Below are 21,116 nucleotides of genomic sequence, written 5' to 3' on the forward strand. Positions count from 1 at the left end.
GGGGAAGATGGGGGAGATGGGGAAGATGAGGGAGATGGGGAGGATGGGTAATTAGCAATTAGCAATTAGCAATTAGCCATTAGCAATTAGCGATTAGCGATTAGCCATCAGCAATTAGCAATCAGCAATTAGCAATTAGCCATTAGCCATTAGCGGTTGCTCTAGATGATGCAACATCTTTTTGAGTTGTTTAATTGCTGGTGTAACGATCGCCACAAAGTATGCTTCGCGTAGTCGTCTGGCTGGTTTAGAACCCTGTAAATAGGCGCGTGCACCGACATGGAGCATGGCAGCATTAGCAGCTCGCAATGAGAGTTCAGACCCAGTAATCCGCAACTGAATTACCTCTTTGAGCAAATCAGGAGTGATGCTTACATCTGGCTGACTCAACCGATCGGCTAGGGTGTAGGTTTTCAGACGGGCGATCGCTAGTTCAGCGGCCAGATCCTCTGCTCGATCGTCAAGAAAGCAATTGACATGACCTAAACGAGAATGAGTTGCCTCGATCGTGTTGATACAATCAGCGATCAACCCTAAGCCCATACCAACTTGTGTCAGAATAAAACCCGGACGAATTCGTTGTACATAGTCTGCACAAGGTACTGCTAAAACCTGTTCGTCAGGAATAAATACTTCTTTGAAAACACAGCTAAAAGTGCCACTGCCTTCTAAGGCAATAAAGTGGGAATTTTGTCGCAGCGATAATCCCGCGAACCGATCAGAGACGATCGCCATTAAGTAATCATTCCCCTCGGAAAGTTTGGCGGCGATGCCAAAGGGTTGTCCTGTACCAATATTAGAAACCCAAGGCAATAGACCATTCAGTACATAACCACCTGGTTTTCGCTCGGCGGTGAGGGCAATTTTTTCAATCTCAGCAAAGTGTTTCATTGGGTTTGATAACCCTGTACCACCAAGCACTTGCCCTGTTGCTATGCAGGGCAATAAATTTGTCTTGAGATAGGTATTATCGCTGCACTGCATATACCAAGCACAGGCAATCTGACACCAAGTCATAAACCCCGTACACAAGCATTCTTCAGAGATAGCTTCAATTACTTGAATGGCTGCTTTTAAACCGTTACCCGCTCCACCAAACTCTGGCGGAACAGCTTGACCAAAGCCTCCTAATGCACCGACACGCTGCATAAAATCACGGGGATAAAAACCCTCATCGATACTTTGCACTTTGGGTACAAGGTCTTGAGCGATCGCGGCTTTTAATTCGGTAATCAAAGGGCTAAGGGCGATCGGTTCTTCTAAACTTTTGTTGGGAACTAATGTTGAAGCAACCTGCATAGGTCAACCTTCTTTACAAGAATGGTGAAATAGTTAGGACTTACGCGCGCAGGGCAAAAAACCTTTTCTAGAAACTGGGTTTCTGAACCAGAATTCTTCATGGTTCGCGTTGACTAATACCAGAAACCCAGTTTTTTACAGGATATATCCACTGCGAAGCAAGCCTGTTTAAGCAAGGGATACTGCTAAATTGACAGGGTTGCGGAGTGTGTTGGCTACAGGAGACCAATTATTAGAGTGAGCAACTAGAGCTTCTAAGGCTTCGCGACTGGCATCCCCTTCTAAATCGACTTTGACGCGAATATCTGTAAAGCCAAGGCGCTTTTCTGATAAATCGCCAATCCCCCAAACACCGGTGATGTTAATGTCGCCTTCTAGTTCTAGTTCTAGCTTTGTCAGAGTAATGCCACGCGCGATCGCATTGGCATGAATTCCCACAGATAGGCAAGACCCTAGTGCTGCCAGTAATGCTTCTGAGGGGTTAGGGGCTGTATCTTGTCCCAGCAAGCCGGGTGGTTCATCAATGACGTGCTCTGGTAAGTCTCGTACATAGTTCAAGTTACGAAACTGCCCTTCACAGACTGTTTTGACTTTTAATGACTTGATCGCGTTTGAGTTGGCTTTGGCCGTTATTGCCAGGTTTTCTAAGCCAGTCTTGCTAACTGGGCGCAGAGAGGTTTGTGTTGAAACAGTTATTTCAGTCATAATCAATCAATAAAATAGAACAATCTATCCAATTGCAGCGGAATTAGTTACACAGCTTTCCTTCCTGTAGCTGTCACAACTGACAGCATAGGTAGATCCTGTATAGTACGGTGAATCAGTAGGTTTACCGTATTTTTGTAAGAATCTCATAGATTCCAAAGAATGTCAATCTTTAGGCGATCGCATTTTGTGGGAGCTGAAGCAACCACAGGAGGATTGCCAGCGACAACACTATTAACTTAAAAAGTGATTTCTGAACTTGACTTACTTGATGTGCATCTGTAGAATCTTGTTTGCAAGCCAAAAGTACGGTAAATCGATAAAGTTTAAGTATTTTATAGCAAATGACAGAACCCTATCGTTTTGAAACGCTCCAAGTTCATGCCGGGCAAGAACCTGCTCCTGGAACCAATGCCCGTGCCGTGCCTATTTATCAAACAACCTCCTATGTCTTTAATGATGCGGATCACGGGGCGCGTCTCTTTGCCTTGCAAGAGTTTGGTAATATCTACACCCGGATCATGAATCCGACAACAGATGTGTTTGAAAAGCGAATTGCCGCCCTGGAGGGGGGTGTTGCGGCCCTGGCAACCTCTAGCGGTCAGGCAGCTCAGTTTTTGGCGATCGCCAATATTGCCCAAGCCGGAGATAACATTGTTTCCACTAGCTATTTATACGGCGGCACGTACAACCAGTTCAAAGTGACGTTTCCTCGGCTGGGCATTCAGGTCAAATTTGTGGATGGCGATGAGGCAGAGGATTTCCGGCAGGCGATCGACGATCGCACCAAGGCACTCTATGTTGAAGCGATCGGTAATCCCCAATTTAACGTCCCAGATTTTGCCGCCCTAGCTCATATTGCTCACGAAAATGGCATTCCCCTGATTGTAGACAATACGTTTGGTGCAGCAGGCTATCTCATCCGTCCCATCGAACACGGTGCTGATATCGTGGTGCAGTCTGCAACTAAATGGATTGGCGGACATGGCACCTCAATCGGCGGTGTCATCGTCGATTCCGGCAAGTTCGACTGGGGAAATGGCAAGTTTCCTGTGTTTACAGAACCAGCTCCCGGCTATCACGGCCTCAATTTCCAAGAAGTTTTTGGCCCTCAAAGCTCATGGGGCAATATTGCCTTCATTATTCGTGCCAGAGTCGAAGGACTGCGGGATTTAGGCCCGACTCTGAGTCCCTTCAATGCCTTTTTGTTTTTACAGGGATTGGAAACCCTTTCCCTACGGGTACAACGTCATGTAGATAACGCCCTGGAACTCGCCCAATGGCTCAAACAACATCCCAAGGTGGAATGGGTAAACTACCTGGGATTACCAGAACATCCCTACCATGAGCGGGCTAAAAAGTATTTACAACATGGCTTTGGCGGTGTACTGAACTTCGGTATCAAGGGGGGGCTCGATGCCGGTCGCTCTTTTATCAACCAGGTGAAACTGGCAAGCCATTTGGCGAATATGGGAGATGCTAAAACGCTGGTCATTCATCCCGCATCTACAACCCACCAGCAACTAACAGACACGGAACAGATATCGGCTGGTGTGAGCCCTGATTTAGTTCGGGTATCGGTAGGAATAGAGCACATTGATGATATTAAAGGCGATTTTGAGCAGGCCTTTGCCGGGGTTTAGCAGATGGATTATCAGCAGTTCATTTCCCCCGAAAGCCAGTTTTATCAGCTCCCAGAACCCTTTGAGCTGGAGTCTGGTGAGGCTTTGATTGGAGTTCAGGTGGCCTATCGGACTTGGGGACATCTGAATGCGGCGGTCGATAATGCTGTGCTGGTTTGTCATGCTCTAACTGGTTGGGCCGATTTGGATATCTGGTGGGAACCCCTTTTAGGGCCAGGACGGGCGTTAGATCCCGATCGCAGTTTTATTATTTGCAGCAATATACTGGGTAGTTGTTATGGAACAACGGGGCCGACCTCCATCGATCCTAAAACAGGGATGGCTTATGGCCCGACATTTCCTGGGATTACGGTTCGGGATATGGTGCGGTTGCAAGGGGTTTTACTGGAAGCCTTGGGCGTGCGATCGCTACAATTAGCGATTGGCGGTTCTCTGGGTGGTATGCAAGTGCTGGAGTGGGCATTGCTTTATCCCGATCGAGTCCGGGCGATCGCGGTGATTGCCGCCCCCGGTCGCCACTCGGCCTGGTGCATTGGCTTGGGCGAAAGCCAACGACAGGCTATTTATACTGACCCTAACTGGCAGAATGGTTACTATAGCGCGAAACAACAACCGGATCGGGGGCTGGCTGTGGCCCGCATGATTGCTATGAGTACCTATCGTTCCTGGGCTAATTTTTCAGCTCGCTTCGGACGACAGGTTAAGTCCGATCGCGTTACTGAGTCATTTGCGATCGTGGATTATATGCGTTACCAGGGCAAAAAATTGGTGGAACGGTTTGATGCCAATACCTACATCACGTTGACCCATGCTATGGACAGCCACGATCTCACCCGTCGCGATCGGGATTATCACACGGTTTTGAGCAGTATTCAGCAGCCCGCTCTGATTGTCGCTATTAATTCGGACATCCTATATCCACCCGTTGAGCAAGAAGAACTGGCAGCCCTGATTCCCAATGCAGAACTACAATGGCTGGAATCTCCTCATGGCCATGATGCCTTCCTAATTGATATGGATGTTCTCAACAGTTTCGTCATCAGGTTTTTATGCAGATAGCAACAGTTCTAGATGCTACTTTTTCTCCTGCGGGTGCAACTGATATATTGCCCGCGAATATTAATCAAGTAAGCAACTAGAAAAGTAATACAAACAAAAATCTACAGAATGTGCTTGCATTTTTGAAGCCATCTGTGGAATAATAGGAGCTTATTAGACTTAACTACGGCATATCGATCGGTATACCGTAGTTTGCTAGTCAATCATGATTAGCTCAGCTTTTGCATGGGTATTGCGTTTCTTAGTTTTCAATACTTGAAATTTAGGAGGGGACAGTGTTAACTCCATTGAGAGAAATCCCATTTCCAGCTAGATTGAGACATTTTTGGAGCAAACTCAAACATAGTTCGCTCAAGACCTTTGCTTTGCTTTTTGCAGTTGGTTTGAGTTTAAGTTTGATAGTTTCTGCCTGTACTCCTACTCAGCCAACAAATATAACTACTTCCCCAACTTCCGCTACCACATCATTAGCTAGTTCTCAACCACAACAAAGCAATGTAATTCGGATTGGCTACCAAAAATATGGAACTCTAAGTATCCTTAAATCACGGGGGAGTTTAGAGAAGCGTTTGGTCTCCCAAAACACATCCGTACAGTGGCTTCAATTTCCTGCTGGCCCTCAATTACTAGAAGCTTTGAATACAGGAAGTATTGACTTTGGCCATACAGGAGAAGCGCCGCCTATTTTCGCACAAGCCGCTGGCGCACCATTAGTATATGTTGCTAACGAGCCTCCTAATCCTAAAGGCGAAGCTATCTTAGTACCGAAAGATTCTCCCATTCAAAATGTGGCTGGGTTGAAAGGCAAAAAAGTTGTATTTAATAAAGGTTCAAATGTGCAATACCTTGTGGTAGAAGCATTAACCGCAGCCGGATTAAAATATAGCGACATTCAACCTATTTATTTGCCGCCAGCAGAGGCGCGGGCAGCTTTTGAACAAGGTAGCGTTGATGCTTGGGCGATTTGGGACCCGTTTTTTACAGTTGCGAAACGAGCTACAGGCGCTCGCGTTCTCAAGGATGGAGAAGGGCTTGTCGCTAATCGGGAATTCTATCTAGCTGCTAAACCTTTTAACGACCAATATCCTGACCGGACGAAGGCAATTTTAGAGGAACTTCAAAAAGTAGATGAATGGGCGGCTGCTCAACCAACTGAGGTGGCAAAACTGCTGTCTCCTGAGCTGGGTATTGACGTTCCAGCTTTAGAGGAAATCTCACGGAGACGGCCTTACGGTGTGCAGCCGATTACGGATGAAGTCATTACTTACCAGCAAAAAGTTGCTGATACTTTCTTGGATTTAAAGCTACTTCCAAAACCGGTCAAAATTAGCGAAGTTGCTCAGGTAGTTAAACAATAAATAATCAGGGAGAATACGGCAAATGGAATTATTTTGGTTTATCCCAACTCACGGAGACGGACGCTATTTAGCTTCAGGAATTGGAGGGAGATCGGGCAGTTTTTCCTACTTAAAGCAAATCGCCCAAGCCGTTGACCATTTAGGATTTACGGGTGCTCTGCTTCCGACTGGGCGCTCTTGCGAAGACGCATGGGTAGTAGCGTCATCGCTAATGGCTGTTACAGAAAAAATGCGTTTTTTAGTAGCAATTCGTCCGGGATTAATGTCTCCAGGGGTAGGAGCGCGGATGGCAGCAACCCTTGACAGATTATCTAATGGACGCTTGCTGATTAATGTTGTTACGGGCGGCGATCCGGTAGAATTAGCGGGAGATGGAGTGCATCTGGGTCACGACGCACGTTATGAATTGACGGATGAATTTTTGACAGTTTGGAGAGCAATGCTTGAAGGTAGTAACTCGACTAATGTGCGAGAACAAGAAGTCAATTTTAGCGGTGAATATCTCCAAATTAAGGGCGGTAAAGTTCTATTTCCCCCTGTACAAACTCCCCATCCTCCCTTGTGGTTTGGCGGTTCATCGCCAATCGCTCAACAAATAGCGGCTAAGCATATTAATGTTTATCTTACTTGGGGAGAACCGCCGCAACAAGTGGCAAAAAAAATTGAAGCTGTGAAAAAATTAGCAGCAGAACAGGGTAGAACTGTGCGGTTTGGAATTCGCCTTCACGTCATTGTGCGCGAAACTGCAAGCGAAGCTTGGGAGGACGCAAATCGTTTGATTAAATATGTCGATGAAGATGCGATCGCAGCCGCCCAAAAAGCTTATGCCAGGATGGACTCTGAAGGGCAAAAGCGGATGACTGAACTGCACGCAGGTAGTCGCGAAGCTCTGGAAATTAGCCCCAATTTATGGGCGGGAATTGGGTTAGTAAGAGGCGGTGCTGGTACTGCTTTAGTGGGAGATCCCGATACCGTTGTTGCACGAATGTTGGAATATTCCGACTTGGGAATTGAAACTTTCATTTTATCCGGTTATCCCCACTTAGAAGAAGCGTATCGAGTCGCTGAATTGCTATTCCCCCGCTTGCCTTTAAAAAACCAACCGGTTGTCAATCAACCACAAATGTTTAGTCCTTTTGGGGAAATTGTTGCCAACGAAAACTTTCCCAAACAAAAACAAGTTTTTTCTCCAAGTGCGTCATGAACAAAAAATGGCTCAAAAATTCTTATTTGCAGCAGATAATTCCCTGGATTGTACCGATTCTGCTGCTTCTTAGCTGGCAACTTTTAGTGCAGGTGGGTTGGCTTTCCACAAGGGTTTTACCCGCACCAACAGGTGTTTTAAGTGCAGGACTTAGATTGGCAATTACCGGGGAACTGTTTCACCATATCGGAATTAGTGCTTGGCGTGCCGTCGTGGGTTTCGTCATAGGCGGCGGAATTGGTTTGACTCTTGGTTTCCTCAATGGTCTTTCTCCAATCGCCGAAAAGCTGCTAGATACTTCTGTACAAATGGTTCGCAATGTTCCTCACCTCGCCTTAATTCCCCTAGTGATTTTGTGGTTTGGAATTGGCGATATAGCTCGGTTATTTTTGGTGGCTTTGGGTGTGTTTTTTCCAATGTATATCAATACATTTCATGGCATCCGCAGTGTCGATGCCGGATTGATTGAAATGGGAAAAGTCTATGGTTTGAGTTCTGCGTCTCTTTTGTGGCAAGTTATTCTGCCTGGGGCTTTGCCTTCGATTTTGGTAGGCGTGCGATATTCCTTGGGGATTATGTGGCTGACGCTGATTGTCGCAGAAACAATCGCGGCAGACTCTGGTATTGGTTACATGGCAATGAATGCTCGCGAGTTCTTGCAAACTGATGTTGTGGTGTTGAGCATTATCATGTATGCTTTGTTGGGTAAGTTTGCAGATGCGATCGCCAGGAAGTTAGAAGAGAAATGGCTGGCTTGGCATCCCAATTATCAGCCAGCTTAGCTAGAAAAAACCAGCAATAAGAAAGAAACCTAAGAGTGTCCCCTTTTTCTTTCTTAGTTCCTCTAGAAATGCTGTCCTTCACGATCTGCTCAGTTAGTGTTTTTTACGTATAAAAGCTGGAATTGGGGAGCTGATCGTTGAGTACCCAGTTACCCAGATCGTGAATTTTGTAGTCAACAGAATCATGTAGGGTAAACGTTCTCAGATTACGCCAGTAGCGATCGAAACCATATTTACTGGTGGTAGCACGCGCCCCCATCACTTCAAAAATGCGAGTTGTCACATCTAAACCTATTTTTGTGGCCACAATTTTTGCCGTTGCGATCGCGATCGCGCATTTTCCACGTTCTTCTATTGTTAAATCCATCCCTTCCAAGCTGCTTGCAGAATGGCGGCGGCTCGATCCGTCAAACAACTAACCGCTTGCAGATCGACCCACATTTCTCCGTAGTGTTTCAGAACCTAGGGATCAAGCGTCATACTAGGAGCATTGGAAGTCAACCAAGGTCATCCTTGGGTGCGGGTATAGTCTTTAGCAGCAGCAAATGCTCCTTCTGCAATACCCAGATCCCACATTCCCCACTTCAATAACACTACAAAATATAGTATATTGCTACCAGAGCTGACTAAGTAAAAAATACTTAGATATTTGAGGCAAAAAACGTGAGACAATCACAAAAACGTCAAAAATATTATCTAGCTAAAAAAAGTCTCCAACTTCAGAAATAAAAATCAAAAATATCGATTGTTTAGGAATAGTAGCTGGACTAATTGATGAGATAGGAATAGTTGAAACAATTAACGATAAATTAGGAATAGATGTTCGGAAAAAAAATCAGCGTGAATATTAGTGAAAGCTATTTTAATCAATGGATTAGGATTTGTATCAAGACCGTTATATTGGTAGTAATAAATATGTAGTGATTAGATATTTATTCGCTCAAAACATAGTTGTCATGATGGACAAAATACCAAATAGCACCAATATGGTTTTCTAACTTTTTAGAAAATGAAATAGTTGTTATTACGATCGGAAAAACACGTTGGCGCAAAGTATTATTAAATCTTTCAATGTGATTAGTCTTTCCACTTTCTTTACCAACTGGCTGATGGCGTAGCGAAGGAAAAACACAAGCATATGCAGCCCAAAAATCTGTATAGCAAACAGCACATTGTCGATATACAAAAGGTAGATAATTCCATAATTGTTTTGCTCCTTCTTCGCTACGAGCGCCAATATAAACACCAATAATTTCTCTGGTTTCTCTATCCATTGCTAACCATACCCATTGCTTATTTTCTTGGCAATCTACAAATGACCACAGTTCATCACATTCAACATTCAATCTAACTTTTTTTTTAGGTTTAACCTTTACTGTGCGTTCGATTGAGGCATATTTATTATTTACGTAATCCTGTAACCATTTTTGAGAAACACCCGTGCTTCTAGCTATACCAGCCAAAGAAATCTTCTCCAAAAAAAATCGATAGATTAAATATGATTGTTTCTGAGCTAATTACTTTGTTGGTCGGAGTTTCGACAAATTGGCGACCGCAAATTTGAAATTTGTATTTGGGTTTTTTATTGTGAGTTCTACAATTTTTAACTAGGTGAATTGAACCAACATCGGGGCAATTTGGTCCTAAGGATAGCATATTATAGGACTAAACTAATCTTGGCAGACCTCAAGGATTCCAGCAATAATTCCTGATGATAGCATAACTGTAACTCAACCTACATTCAAACGCGAAAAAAATATTAAAATCACAAAATTTGATTGTATGAGTTATAAAAGTATCCTATGTATTCAATTACTGTAATTAAATTTCACTACATATTTATTACTACCCGTTATATTTATTGAGACAATTTTTTGAAGACAAAGGAATCGAAACCTTGTTAGGTGCTGGAATAAAAGCGGATTATATAAATGACGATAAAATTGGAAGAGTCATGGATAAATTATATAAAATGGATTGAACAAGCTATTTATGGAAATCGTATTATCCGTAATAAAGAAGTTTAAAGTAGAACCAAAATATGCTCATTTAGATGCTACATCATTCCACCTACATGGGGAATACAAAAATAAAAAAGCTCCCAAGGAAGAAACAGACATAATCAAGTCAGTACCAATAAATATAACCAAAGGATATTCGAGAGATCGTAGATTTGACTTGAAACAAGTTGTATGTAATTTAATTGTAGATAGTGAAGGCTGGCCATTATAGACAAGAGCTAGAGATGGAAATGAAGCGGAAAAAGCCGTATTTGGGAAGATATTAGTAGAGTTTAAAAAGCAGATAAATTGTGACAGTATTATGGTCTGTCACAGTGCATTATCTAGTCAAGAAAATATCCAGTTAATCAAAGACATCAAATGGATAAGCCGAGTACCAATGACAGGGTAAACGCATCTAAATTAATTTGACAAAACCCTGGATTTGTGCATTACTCACTCACTCAAAAAACCTTCTTAAAATTCTTAATTTTAACCCAATTTGAGCAGATTAAATCAGAACATTAAGATTTTATGAACTTCTTAAAGCCGGATAATTTTCCTTCTTAGATAGGTGTTAGATTTCGAGCATTAACTGGCAGAGTTGAAAATTTTAACTAAATAATTATTGTCCATTGCCGCTCGATACCGTTTCATTTTTAGACTTTGTGCCGGAAGTTTTTTCTTGTTTTAGTAAATTTATAGCTAACCGACGTAGGAGAGCAAAATTTTCGGGAGAATGATCTTTGCGAAAGCGACTCTTGTCTTCAGAAAATGTAACATCGAGTGTCCAATGTAAGCTATTTTCAAAGCCCCAATGACTGCGAATCACCCAGCAATTTTTTCAGCATTACTGCTTAAACTACTCCAGTAAAAACGAGATTCTGTCGTGGTTTTATTCCACAGCCGTCGTTCACTAACTATCATGACAACTGTTTTTAATCCCGTCCATAATGCTTGATTATGGAGAGGTGGTAACTCGGATACATCCACAGTCCAGACTTGTCTTTTTTCCCCTCGATGATGTCCAGCTTCTACTTGTTCATAATAGCTATACTCTCTACTTAACATTTTTTCGAGCTAATTCAAACCACTCTTTTACAGCTTGGCAGAGAATTTTATGATTCCCTTTAAAAGCTAAAACATAATCTCCTTTTTTCTTGACCATCAGATATTTTAGGTCTTTTTGACAGCCCATAGCATATATGGTTATTACGCTTCCGGCAATTTCTAACATTTCTATTAATGCTGGGATTGCTGTCAGCTCATTAGATTTTTTATCCACTTTTTTTGTCCTAAAACCAATTGATGAGATGAAGACCAGGCAGTAACTATATGTAGGGCTTTTTGCTGGTCATTTCGGTCCTAAGATTGTTTCATTGTTTTGCCATCAATGAAGGGCGATCGCGTTTAGTTCTAATTCCCCCACTATCGCATTTACCCAACTCAAAAAACATTCTTGAAACTGTTGTGGTTCAATTCTGGCAAATACCCGACTAAATGTGTCATGAGATGGTATACTATTCGGTAATTCTAGAAAGCTTTTCAACCATTGATGTTTGGCGTTACCATAGGCTTCTATTGCCACCCATCAGTCTGCACCGCTGATCACAGCTAGAATAGCAATTACGATAATATCTTTGAGTATATGTTCTTTACTTCTTTCTATTCTTGGGTCTTTCAAATTGGCAAAATGTTCTCAAAAACTGGCATTTAAAATATTCATTTAAGGCAATGAATCTATTTCTTTTTGTTGGGACTTTACAGTGTTACTAAAACCTTTTGTCATTGATCACACCCAAAAACTACAATAAACTACATAAAAAATTAGCCAGATGTGGCTGTAGCATATTTTGGGTTAAAGTTAAGATGCGTTTACCCTGGTTTATGAACCCGTCGAAGAAGCTAAGTAGACAGTACCCGAAGATTAACTCAGTGCGGGAATAAAAATTACGTTTTCTCTGCGAGCAGACGTAGCTGGTTACGAACAGTTTAGGTCAATAGGAACTATCGATTTAGAGCTGATAGCGGCACTAACAGGTAGTATTTGGTTGTTGTTGAGGAGTAATCAAATGGCTGAATATGGAGGATGCCGTGCCTGCCGTCACTGGTTTCATGACGTGTATATAAACGAGATGCCAACTTGTCGCGCCTTCCCTGAAGGAATTCCACTAATTATTTTCGTCGGAAAAGAACATACAAAACCTTTACCCGATCAAGACAATACAATTGTTTATGAACCAGCCGAAAAACCTTTTTGGCTGACGGAGTGACAACAAGAGTCAAAAGCCCCACCAGTGGCGGATTTTGACTCTTGTTATTGGCGAGGAAAATATAGAGGAAAACACGAGGATGAAGGTTGGTATCTTTTGACCAATGTCGGCACCTTAAGACAATCGATCGATATCTTCAAATGTCAGTAAATCATTTCTAAGGAATTAATGAGTTATTTAAGCGAATCAAATCCAATTTTAGATTTTTATCTCGACCAGCAGCCAAATTCGCAAGGTCGGGCGATCGAGGATATTTGGTCGTGGGATTACCAGAAGTTGGAAGCGATACACGACTACATTCAATGGCTGTTTCCGCTGACAGAAAAAAGTTACGTCAATACGAGCACTCCTACTTTGAACGATCGGGCGATTCAAGCTTTTAGAACAAGCGATGAGTTGAGAAATCGCTTAATTAAATCTCTCAAAGTCATGCTGGCTTTTTACGGGTTGGAATGCCGCACAGAAGAAAACGCGGAAATTGTCATTGCCAAATCTGAGGAATATTTGTCCAGAAGCCGAAAGTGGATTGAAAGATTGAATCACAATTACCTGCGCCTGACTAGGATACTGACAAGTGTGACAATTTTGGGATTGGAAAATTATGCTTTAGCTCTTTTCAATTGTTTGGATGAGATCTATAATGAAAACAAGGAAATTATTGGTTTAACGACTTATAATTATTGGAAAAACGCTGTAAATAGCGGGAATAAAAATTATGGTTTCTCTGCGAGCAGACGTAGCTGGTTACGAACAGTTTAGTTCAATAGGAACTATCAATTTAGAGCGAGTATCGGGAAGTATCGGGCGTCCAGAAATTATTCAATGAGTTTAGTAACAGCGGGTTTGAGAAAGTTAATTATAACAAATTGCCCCCAAAAACTAACAAATAGTTATGTAGGGTGCGTCGCTGTTCTATGGTTCAATGGAATTTGCAGATTGAGGGGTGGCGACGCACCTTACTTACAACTTGATTGTGTGTAAGTAGTCAGACCTAAATAAACGATGCTGTGTAAAGAAAAATTAAGGAGTTAGAAAACAGCACTTTATCATCGACTAAAGACGAACTATTCTCTCTGGAAGTGATACCTTTTTACTTCATAGCAATCTTGTTTATATCAGGCTTAAACTCCTTCCATAACAGCGATTGCTAATTCATATTTATCGGCAAACATTCGCCCAGCTAATTCATTTTGTTTTAGTCTTTGTCATTCATTTTCAATTCGATTCATTTTCGAACAATAGGAGGGTAAGTTAAACCAATATAAACCTTTACTCTCCCAATAATTATGACGCTATTTAACAATTTTGCTGGTATGAATAGAGCCTCGATTTTGTACAATTACCGTAATGATTCCTGATTTTATTAGGTGGTCTTGTGCTTCCTCTGCCTGCCAATTCATCAATTTTATATAAGACTGCCTATTAAAATCTTTAAGTGCTAAACCGTATTCAAAACTTGTATTTATTTCCCAAAAACCACAGATATTCAGTCTTTCTCCTTTCTTTTTTGTTTGCTCAATGCGTTTTTGTTCTCTTTTTTTTGCCCAGGTGTAACATACTTGCGCCCTAAGCTAAAGCCCGATTCATCTAAATATTTTAAATGCACCTCACCCGCTGCTGCCAATTCCAGCATATCTAAATCCGCTTGACCAATTTCTTTTTGAGTGAGATTTTGTTTCGATTGATGAGAAGTCCGTGTTCTTTTCCACAGGAAGTTTTTTTTGAGGATTCTTCTCAGTTGACGTTCACTCAAACTAACTTGGCGTTCCGTCACTAAGAACTGACGCAATTGTTTACTATTGTAAGTGCGTTGCTCTGTTTCCAATTTTTCTTCAACCGCACTAATATCTGAAACCTGCCATTTTTTATTTCGGCCTGAACGGGGGGCATCCCACAAACCGGCTAATCCTTTTTCTTGCCATCGATGTAATGTTGAACACACTGTACTTGGCGAACACTTCAAATAGTGGCTGATTTTTTCAACTCGCCAGCCTTGAGCTGATAATCGTACAGTTTCAGCCCGATCCTTTGTTCTTTGAGGAATATTTTTTCCTCTTCTTAATTCCCAAAGTGTTCGCTCTTCTTCACTATTGAGAAAAACTCTTAAGGGTGGTGATGACATTGGTTTATAACTGCTATAGTTTCCTAATTGTAGCTAAATTTTTACGTAAATTTCCCGTTGTTGGCAGATTCGCCACTCAGTCAGCAAGACATGATTGATGTTTGGCGATCGCTCCCATCAAGCCGCGAGCCTTGTCTACCTCAGGTAAGTGCTGCAGATGTGAGCGAACACTCGCTTAGTCGAGCCATCACATTGAGTTGAGCGATCGTCCTTTCACCCTTTAACTTAATCTTTCTTTACACAGCATTGTTTATTTATGTCCGACTACTTACCGTATATAAATGGAATATGCTGTATTACGCAAAGTCAGGACTTACGCGAGAGCCGTTTCCTTACAATTAATCGGGCGATAGTTACATCTGGTGCGATCGCGATCGCGCCCAAGCCCGCAAGCTACGATTATTTTGCGGTAGGGAAACGGCTTTTGGAGTGTCCTCCGTTCCTTAACAGTCAACAGTCAACTGCCAAGAGTCAACAGTCAAATGACTAAAATTGAGGTTTAGGCGCTACCCCCTCACAGAGACGCCGATCGCGCGAGCTCACATTAGGATTAGTCCTGAGATAATCACCAACCCAATCGCAGCCCCTCACCAGCAAATCATCAAGATCCAAATTCCACAAAATCACCCGGTTGTCCCGCCCCGCAGAAGCCAGAACCTTCCCATCCGGGCTAAAACTCACGCTCATCACACTATCCCTGTGACCGGTCAAAGTTTTCAGCAAAGTTCCGCTGCGGCTCCACAACTTCACCTTGCGATCGTAACTGCCCGAAGCAACCAACAAACCGTCCGGGCTAAAACTCACGCTAGTCACGCTATCGCTAGAACCCTTCAGCAGCGTCGCCACCAAAGTCCCGTCCACCTTCCACAGCTTCACCGAATTGTCGTAACCAGCCGAAGCCAGCATTTTGCCATCAGGGCTAAAAGCAACCCCCAACACAAAACTGTTGTGAGCCCCCTCAAAAGTCCTCAGCAAACGACCGTCCCGATTCCAGAGTTTGACAGTACCGTCATCGCTCGCCGAAGCCAGCATTGCTCCGTCGGGACTGAAAGCCACCCCAGTCACCCAGCCTTTGTGTCCAGTCAAAGTCTTAATCAACCGGCCGTTTCTCGTCCAGAGTTTCACAGTCTTGTCCTTGCTCGCCGAAGCAACAATCTCGCTGTCAGGGCTAAAACTCACACTCATCACACTGTCGCTGTGCCCGTCAAGAGTGAACAGCACAGAAGGCGAACAGGGGAACAGCGGAGCAGAAGGACAAGGGACAATACTATTACTGACGCCATCACCTTTGAGACTCCAGACTTTCACCGTTTTGTCGTAACTCCCAGAAGCTAGTAGCTGTCCGTCGGGACTGAAACTGACGCTGGAGATTTTCTGAGTGTGTCCTTCCAAGGTTTCCAGCAAAACCCCCGTGCGGCTCCAAATTTTGATAGTTTTGTCCGTAGAAGCCGAAGCCAGCCTTTGGCCGTCGGGGCTGAAAGTCACGCTTTGCACCCGATTTTGGTGTCCGTCGAGGGTTTTTAGCGGCACGTCATCGATCCGCCACAGCCTGACTGTTTTGTCAAAACTTGCCGAACCTAGGGTTTTGCCGTCTGGGCTAAAACTCACCTGAGTAACTCGATCGGCGTGTCCCTCAAAAGTTCTCAGCAAGCGGCTTTCCGGTTTAATATTGCTAGCATCCGCGAGACGTTTGTCACCAACATTAGCCAGACTCCAAAGTTTGACAGTTGCGTCTGCACTTCCAGAAGCCAGTGTTTGTCCGTCGGGGGAGAAACTAACCCCAAATACCCACTTGCTGTGTCCCCGCAAAGTTGCTAGCAGTTCGCCACTAGCCTGTGTTGATTTTTTTTTGGTTCCTGGGTGTAGGGGCGGTGTCCCCGTGCCCGCCCCAGCGATGTTCCAGATTTTTACCGTTTTGTCTTCACCCGCAGTGGCCAACAATTTACCGTCGGGGGAGAAACTGACGGTGTAAACTTTTGAGGGTTTTCTGTTTTCGCTGTGCCACAGAGTCGCGATTAACCTGCCGTCAGAACTCCACAGTTTAACAGTACCGTCATCGCTCGCCACAGCGACTATTTTCCCGTCGCGGCTGAAGCTGAGCCAATTTACCGAGGCTATTTGTTCGATCGTCCGCAGCAGCGTACCGTCAGTTTTCCACAGTTTGACTGTTTTGTCTCTCGATGCACTGGCGATCGTTTCGCCGTCGGGGCTAAAAGCAACGCTAGTAACGCTATCAGTGTGACCTGTAAAAGTTGCCAGCAAAGTGCCGTCAGTTTTCCAAAGTTTGACAGTTTTATCTAAACTTGCCGAGGCGATCGTTTTACTGTCTGGACTGAAAACCACACTGGCGACGCTGTTAGTGTGACCCTTGAAAGTTGCCAGCAAAGTGCCGTCATTTTTCCAAAGTTTGACAGTTTTATCTACGCTCGCCGAAGCTATTGTTTCACCGTCTGGACTGAAACTCAGACCCCAAACTACATCGCCGTGTCCCTCCAAGCGGTTCAGTTCTTTGACACCGTAAACTGCCTGTTGGAGGGCAGCAGCAATCAGAATTTCGGTGTCCTTGAGCGCGTGTATTTCTTGGGAGTGTTCGATCTGTCTCCACTTTTTACCCGCTCTCAAACTTTCCATCATCGCGTCAAATTTGTTGTTTGAGAAATAAAGGGCTTCAGAAGCTGCTGTCAGGGTACTGATTTCGGCTCGCTGAGTTTGAGCGACAGCTACTTGTTTTTGACCGACGGCGCGCCACCAAAAGTTTACAGCGGCGATGGTGGAACTCGTCAGCAGCAGTACGCCGATCGCTGCTACTCCCAGCAGTTGTTTCAGAAAAGTATTAGCTCTGTAGAGCTGTGCTTGACTCATCTTTTTGTCGGCTTCTGCTTTGTACAGTCTGGCTTCTAAGCCGAATCTTTGGCGGATCGGCCGCACTAAATAGTCGTGTACCAATTGATAGCGGTCTTCTGGCGCTTCCCGCAGCAGAAATAGCAAACCGTGACCGACTAAAATGTCTAAAATTAATTCGAGATTGTCGGTTTTATTTGGTGCGCTTTTGGGTTTTTCGGCGAATTTTAGTTGTAAGGGAATTCGGCTCGTACTGCCGGCCAACAATTCATTTTCTTCGTCTGCTGCGGGCTGGTGGCCTGTTACTAACGATAGTTCGTGTTTGGTTTTAATCAAACGCACGCCTCTTTCATCTGTCAGGGAAAACAAGATTTTCCAAGCTGCATCTTCGTTCACCAGGCCGCAGTCTGAGATGACTCCTTCGAGCGATCGCTTGACTAATTCTGCCTTGGGATTGTCGCCCAATTGCTGGTATTGTGCTAGACTTGTAATCCCTTCTTCTTGCAGTTGCGCTCCTACTACCTGCAATTCGATCGGTCGCACTTCTTGCAGTTCGTCTGCTAAATCTTTAACAAAGGCATCGATCAGTGCCGGCTCTAAATAATATTCTGCCCGTTCTGTTAAGTGTCCGATCACGGCTCGCGCGTCTTTCATCGAAAAACTTCGCAGTTGGTAGCGAATACCTTTGTCGAGGATATTATTGTTAATAGCGTCGAGGTCGGGAAAGCGATCGCAATCCAGCAAATAATGTAAATAATCTTCGCGCAGACACAAAATTATCTTGACATAAGGCAGATTTAAAAACAATCGCAAAAAGTTATAAAAAAGTTGCCTTTGTGCCACGGAAGTCGAGACAAAGAAAAATTCTTCAAATTGATCGAAAATCAGCACGGTCAACAAATTATTTTCCGCATTTTCGCGCAACTGCTCTATAATGAAAGATGAGTTTTCCGATGGGCGCTCTGAGACAACCGAGCAACTTTTTTTGTCGATTTCCTGTACCCCTTTGGCGATTAATTTCCTTTCTTCTTCGGCTTGTTTGTCGTACAGAGCGCAGTTCAAAGCCTTTTCTAATTCCATCAGCCAGTCGCTGTAAACTTTGACTACTACGGGCAAGGTATCGCGCGCGCCCGGAGTAATATTTTTCAAAGCCGGTACTAAGCCGGCGTTGACTAAAGAACTTTTTCCGACGCCGCTGGGCCCGTGAATAATAGTTAATTTATGGTCGTCCCTGCTAATTCTTTCTAGCAAGTTATTGATATCTTTTTGGCGGGAGTAAGCTGTCATGGAGGCTGCAATCGCCGCTTGATTTTGAGCTGAGGGGCTCGAAGGATTGACGGCTTGTCGCTGCTGCTGCAATTGGCTGGCTCCGATAAAAGCTCTAAATCCGTATTGATATTCGATCGATCGCTGGTTTTTCTTAATCCGAAAAGCTTTGAGATACTCTCCCTGCTGGAAATAAACCGCTTGCAGTTCGGTCAAAATATCAATATAAAGGCGGGGGTCGTACTTCGGCTCGCTTTGAGTTTGAGCCAACTCCAAAGAATGCACCGCCGCTTCCCACTGGCCTAGCTGCCGCAAACTTTGGGCCAACAGTAAAAGATACGAACTGCGATCGGATTTGGGATGTTGGATTTTAGATTTGGGCTCGTTACTAGACTCGCTAGTACCTACAAATTCTGGGTAATTTCCCTCAAACCCCAATCTCAAATCTTCTATCAACAATCTCAAATCGTTAGGGGTTTGATCCAAAATCGCCAAAGCCAATTCGGCTAGCTGGCGGGCTTGACTCCACCTCGACTGTTGCAGCGCAACTTCCGCCAAAAAGCCGTAATCTTGAGCTAGTTGGCTGGGAGTACCGTAGGTGAAGTGCAACTGCAAAGAATTTTCAGCTAATGCTTGCAACTCTCCCCAAGCTTTCAAGCGCTGCAGCACTTGTCCGAGGTGTGCTGTCACCTCAGCGACTAATTCGGGGCGCGAAGCCAGAGAAAAAGCGTTTCTAGATTGTTCCAGGCTAATCCAAGCTTGTTCCCAGTGGTGGCGGTTGGCTACCGGATTTCTGGCTGCTTGCAGGCGGTGACACAAAGCTATGTGAAACAGCACTATCCCTTCTCTCTCTAAAAATAAGATGTTGGGGACAGGATTCAATAAGGATGAGGGGAGGGTTTGTCGGTTTTCGGAATGTTCCCAGTTAGCAAGTTCCCAGTTGCCGGTTTGCTGCTGCCAAAATATTAAGCTTTCTTGGTAGTGAATCAACGCTGTTTCGGTTTTGTCGCTGACATAGTAATCTCGACCGAGAACAAATTGCAGGCTGGCTTTGAGGGCTGGTTCTAGTTCTTGACCGCGATTTTGTAAATCTCTTAAAGCTAATTCTAGTTCTCGGCGCGACAAAGAGCCGATCGCCAAATCTAGGGTATTGCCGGGACTCAAGGGGGAATAGGAGTGAACCTCTGATTTTCGCGTGTTTTGGGGTTGAGAAGTAAAGCTGAAAAAGCGTTCTCCGGGGCTGATTTTGCTCTCCACCCGTGCGCGTTGTTCCCAGTCGGTTTCGTCGCTGGCAAAAGTAGCGAGGGTGCTGGCGGTGCTGCTGCCCAATTCTCGATCGAGTTCGCCTACTTTAAATATCGTATCGGCTCGCGCAGTCAGGAAATGAATTAATTCATCAACGGCCAGTTCAAATTTAATTGTGGCGGCGGCCCAACTTTTGAAATCCGGGGCGAGACGAATCATTTTGGTCACAATGTCATCTGTTACCCACAGGATCACCGGACAGGTAAAGTTTTTGCGAAATTCGTCTCGCACTTGATTGGTAGAGGCCATCAGTTCGTCGATCGCCACGACTGTTTCTAAACCGAATACCATCAAGGCCGAGGCGGAACCAACAGCCGAAGACCCGCTTGGTAACGTGTTAGCCACCAGATTAGTGTAAAGGGTTTTGACGGATGCTGGCAGGACAATATCTTGAATTGGAACTGGGGACATTTCTCGCAGCCGCTGCGCCCAGCGCTGCCGCAACTGTTCGTAGTTGCAGCGCACCAAAATGAGCGAAAATTGCTGCTGAGACATGGCGATGGATCGTACCAGAGTTTTGAGCGATCGCTCGTTGTAGCTGGCAGTTTGTTGTAGTTTAAGCAGATCGGTCATGCGTGCACCCCTGTTGCAGAAATCAATTACCTAACGATCGCCGATCGTGACTGAAACCGTATCTACTTAGAGATGCTCGTTCCTGTCTGGCGCTTTATATCTGTAGTAATACGTAGTTTGTCGTACTGCTTTTATGAAAATTTACACATTCTTTATGTTTAATCTAAACACATCATACCTCTGTATCTCCGAGAATGCGAAACTTGACAGTAAAAATTCAAGTTAGCTTAATTTGATTTTTCTCGGTTACAGATAAACTACTATATGCCGTAAATATCCACCCTCAATTTATGAACAAGACCGGCAATGAGCTATTAGCAAACAAGCCTACTCCATGTGTAGCACGAATTCAGAAATAAAAGCTATAAAAATTGTAGTCCGCGATGGGATTAGTTGGGACTAAGAGCAACAGGTAAAAATAGATATAGCCTTTCTGTGCTCTGGTATGAGGTACTATCCGGCATAGGCCTGCGCCGGCCTGCGCCGGCCTGCGCCGGGAGTGAGAACCGCTATATGGCACTTCTCACTCTCGATGAGGTATCAATCCCTCAATCCCTCAATCCCTCAATCCCTCAATCTAAAACTTGTAGTGAGCGAAGCCGAAGTATCTAAAATCTCAACCTCACCTTTTTGAGAAAGGCTATATAGGGGGTCTGGCCTTGCAGATATGAGAGTAGAGATTGGAG

13 protein-coding genes and 4 pseudogenes are annotated in these 21,116 nt (G+C 44.1%); 9 read left to right on the plus strand and 8 right to left on the minus strand.

Going from position 1 to position 21,116, the window contains the following annotated elements; translation table 11 throughout:
• Window positions 1-135 precede the first annotated feature (135 nt).
• Entirely contained in the window at window positions 136-1,299 is a 1,164-nt protein-coding gene (locus IQ263_RS20005) for an acyl-CoA dehydrogenase family protein (protein ID WP_194069623.1), read from the minus strand.
• Window positions 1,300-1,467: 168 nt separating this feature from the next.
• Window positions 1,468-2,004 carry an OsmC family protein gene (locus IQ263_RS20010; protein ID WP_194069625.1) on the minus strand — a complete coding sequence of 179 codons (537 nt, stop codon included), beginning with the start codon at window positions 2,002-2,004 and terminating at the stop codon, window positions 1,468-1,470.
• 344 nt (window positions 2,005-2,348) lie between these two features.
• Between IQ263_RS20010 and IQ263_RS20015 the strand changes: the two genes are divergently transcribed.
• The 5 genes from IQ263_RS20015 to ssuC all read left to right on the plus strand — a co-directional run bounded on the left by IQ263_RS20015 (window position 2,349) and on the right by ssuC (window position 8,050).
• A complete protein-coding gene (locus IQ263_RS20015) occupies window positions 2,349-3,647 on the plus strand; it encodes an O-acetylhomoserine aminocarboxypropyltransferase/cysteine synthase family protein (protein ID WP_194069627.1) in 1,299 nt (432 codons plus the stop codon).
• Between the two features lie 3 nt (window positions 3,648-3,650).
• A complete protein-coding gene (gene metX, locus IQ263_RS20020) occupies window positions 3,651-4,706 on the plus strand; it encodes a homoserine O-acetyltransferase MetX (RefSeq protein ID WP_194069629.1) in 1,056 nt (351 codons plus the stop codon).
• A 275-nt stretch (window positions 4,707-4,981) separates the two neighbouring features.
• The gene (locus IQ263_RS20025) at window positions 4,982-6,064 is read left to right on the plus strand and encodes a sulfonate ABC transporter substrate-binding protein (protein ID WP_339384902.1); all 1,083 of its coding nucleotides are present in this window, start codon (window positions 4,982-4,984) and stop codon (window positions 6,062-6,064) included.
• 22 nt (window positions 6,065-6,086) lie between these two features.
• Window positions 6,087-7,268, plus strand: a complete 1,182-nt coding sequence (gene ssuD / locus IQ263_RS20030) for an FMNH2-dependent alkanesulfonate monooxygenase (protein WP_194069631.1) — start codon at window positions 6,087-6,089, stop codon at window positions 7,266-7,268.
• On the plus strand, window positions 7,265-8,050 hold the full coding sequence (gene ssuC / locus IQ263_RS20035; RefSeq protein ID WP_194069633.1) for an aliphatic sulfonate ABC transporter permease SsuC: 786 nt from the start codon (window positions 7,265-7,267) through the stop codon (window positions 8,048-8,050). The genes ssuD and ssuC overlap by 4 nt, the downstream gene beginning before the upstream one ends.
• A 103-nt stretch (window positions 8,051-8,153) precedes the next feature.
• Here the strand turns inward: ssuC and IQ263_RS20040 are convergent, their stop codons facing one another.
• Window positions 8,154-8,465: an acyl-CoA dehydrogenase family protein gene (locus IQ263_RS20040; RefSeq protein ID WP_228050210.1), complete on the minus strand. Its 312-nt coding sequence runs from the start codon at window positions 8,463-8,465 to the stop codon at window positions 8,154-8,156.
• A gap of 310 nt (window positions 8,466-8,775) precedes the next feature.
• Between IQ263_RS20040 and IQ263_RS20045 the strand changes: the two are divergent.
• Window positions 8,776-8,951, plus strand: a pseudogene (locus tag IQ263_RS20045) (DUF4277 domain-containing protein); the annotation flags it as partial.
• 31 nt (window positions 8,952-8,982) lie between these two features.
• Here the strand turns inward: IQ263_RS20045 and IQ263_RS20050 are convergent.
• Window positions 8,983-9,706, minus strand: a protein-coding gene (locus IQ263_RS20050) for an IS1 family transposase (protein ID WP_445286315.1) whose coding sequence is annotated in 2 segments (ribosomal slippage) — window positions 8,983-9,546 and window positions 9,548-9,706 — 723 coding nt in all. Because the reading frame shifts where the segments join, the coding sequence is not laid out codon by codon here.
• A gap of 193 nt (window positions 9,707-9,899) precedes the next feature.
• On the opposite strand from IQ263_RS20050, the pseudogene IQ263_RS20055 reads away from it, so the two are divergent.
• Window positions 9,900-10,456: pseudogene (locus IQ263_RS20055) on the plus strand (IS1634 family transposase); the annotation flags it as partial.
• A gap of 219 nt (window positions 10,457-10,675) precedes the next feature.
• Here IQ263_RS20055 and IQ263_RS29635 read toward each other — a convergent pair.
• A complete protein-coding gene (locus IQ263_RS29635) occupies window positions 10,676-10,882 on the minus strand; it encodes an ISAs1 family transposase (RefSeq protein ID WP_339384903.1) in 207 nt (68 codons plus the stop codon).
• 228 nt (window positions 10,883-11,110) lie between these two features.
• Window positions 11,111-11,734 (minus strand): annotated as a pseudogene (locus IQ263_RS29640) (ISAs1 family transposase).
• 388 nt (window positions 11,735-12,122) lie between these two features.
• Between IQ263_RS29640 and IQ263_RS20070 the strand changes: the two are divergent.
• Together IQ263_RS20070 and IQ263_RS20075 are read left to right on the plus strand one after the other, a co-directional pair.
• A complete protein-coding gene (locus IQ263_RS20070; protein WP_194069636.1) occupies window positions 12,123-12,323 on the plus strand; it encodes a cytoplasmic protein in 201 nt (66 codons plus the stop codon).
• A gap of 168 nt (window positions 12,324-12,491) precedes the next feature.
• Entirely contained in the window at window positions 12,492-13,082 is a 591-nt protein-coding gene (locus tag IQ263_RS20075) for an opioid growth factor receptor-related protein (RefSeq protein ID WP_194069638.1), read from the plus strand.
• A gap of 446 nt (window positions 13,083-13,528) precedes the next feature.
• Here IQ263_RS20075 and IQ263_RS20080 read toward each other — a convergent pair.
• A pseudogene (locus IQ263_RS20080) lies at window positions 13,529-14,445 on the minus strand (IS630 family transposase).
• A gap of 486 nt (window positions 14,446-14,931) precedes the next feature.
• Entirely contained in the window at window positions 14,932-20,430 is a 5,499-nt protein-coding gene (locus IQ263_RS20085; protein ID WP_194069640.1) for a WD40 domain-containing protein, read from the minus strand.
• Window positions 20,431-21,116 lie beyond the last annotated feature (686 nt).

Origin of the sequence: Tychonema sp. LEGE 06208, from assembly GCF_015207505.1 — a bacterium.
Lineage (GTDB): Bacteria > Cyanobacteriota > Cyanobacteriia > Cyanobacteriales > Microcoleaceae > Microcoleus.

Excerpts from the sequence above, each read along its gene's own strand:
- metX (WP_194069629.1), top strand. The coding sequence starts at position 3,651 with ATGGATTATCAGCAGTTCATTTCCCCCGAAAGCCAGTTTTATCAGCTC.
- IQ263_RS20070 (WP_194069636.1), top strand. The coding sequence starts at position 12,123 with ATGGCTGAATATGGAGGATGCCGTGCCTGCCGTCACTGGTTTCATGAC.
- IQ263_RS20075 (WP_194069638.1), top strand. The coding sequence starts at position 12,492 with ATGAGTTATTTAAGCGAATCAAATCCAATTTTAGATTTTTATCTCGAC.
- IQ263_RS20005 (WP_194069623.1), bottom strand. The coding sequence starts at position 1,299 with ATGCAGGTTGCTTCAACATTAGTTCCCAACAAAAGTTTAGAAGAACCG.
- ssuC (WP_194069633.1), top strand. The coding sequence starts at position 7,265 with ATGAACAAAAAATGGCTCAAAAATTCTTATTTGCAGCAGATAATTCCC.
- IQ263_RS20010 (WP_194069625.1), bottom strand. The coding sequence starts at position 2,004 with ATGACTGAAATAACTGTTTCAACACAAACCTCTCTGCGCCCAGTTAGC.
- IQ263_RS20085 (WP_194069640.1), bottom strand. The coding sequence starts at position 20,430 with ATGACCGATCTGCTTAAACTACAACAAACTGCCAGCTACAACGAGCGA.
- IQ263_RS20015 (WP_194069627.1), top strand. The coding sequence starts at position 2,349 with ATGACAGAACCCTATCGTTTTGAAACGCTCCAAGTTCATGCCGGGCAA.
- ssuD (WP_194069631.1), top strand. The coding sequence starts at position 6,087 with ATGGAATTATTTTGGTTTATCCCAACTCACGGAGACGGACGCTATTTA.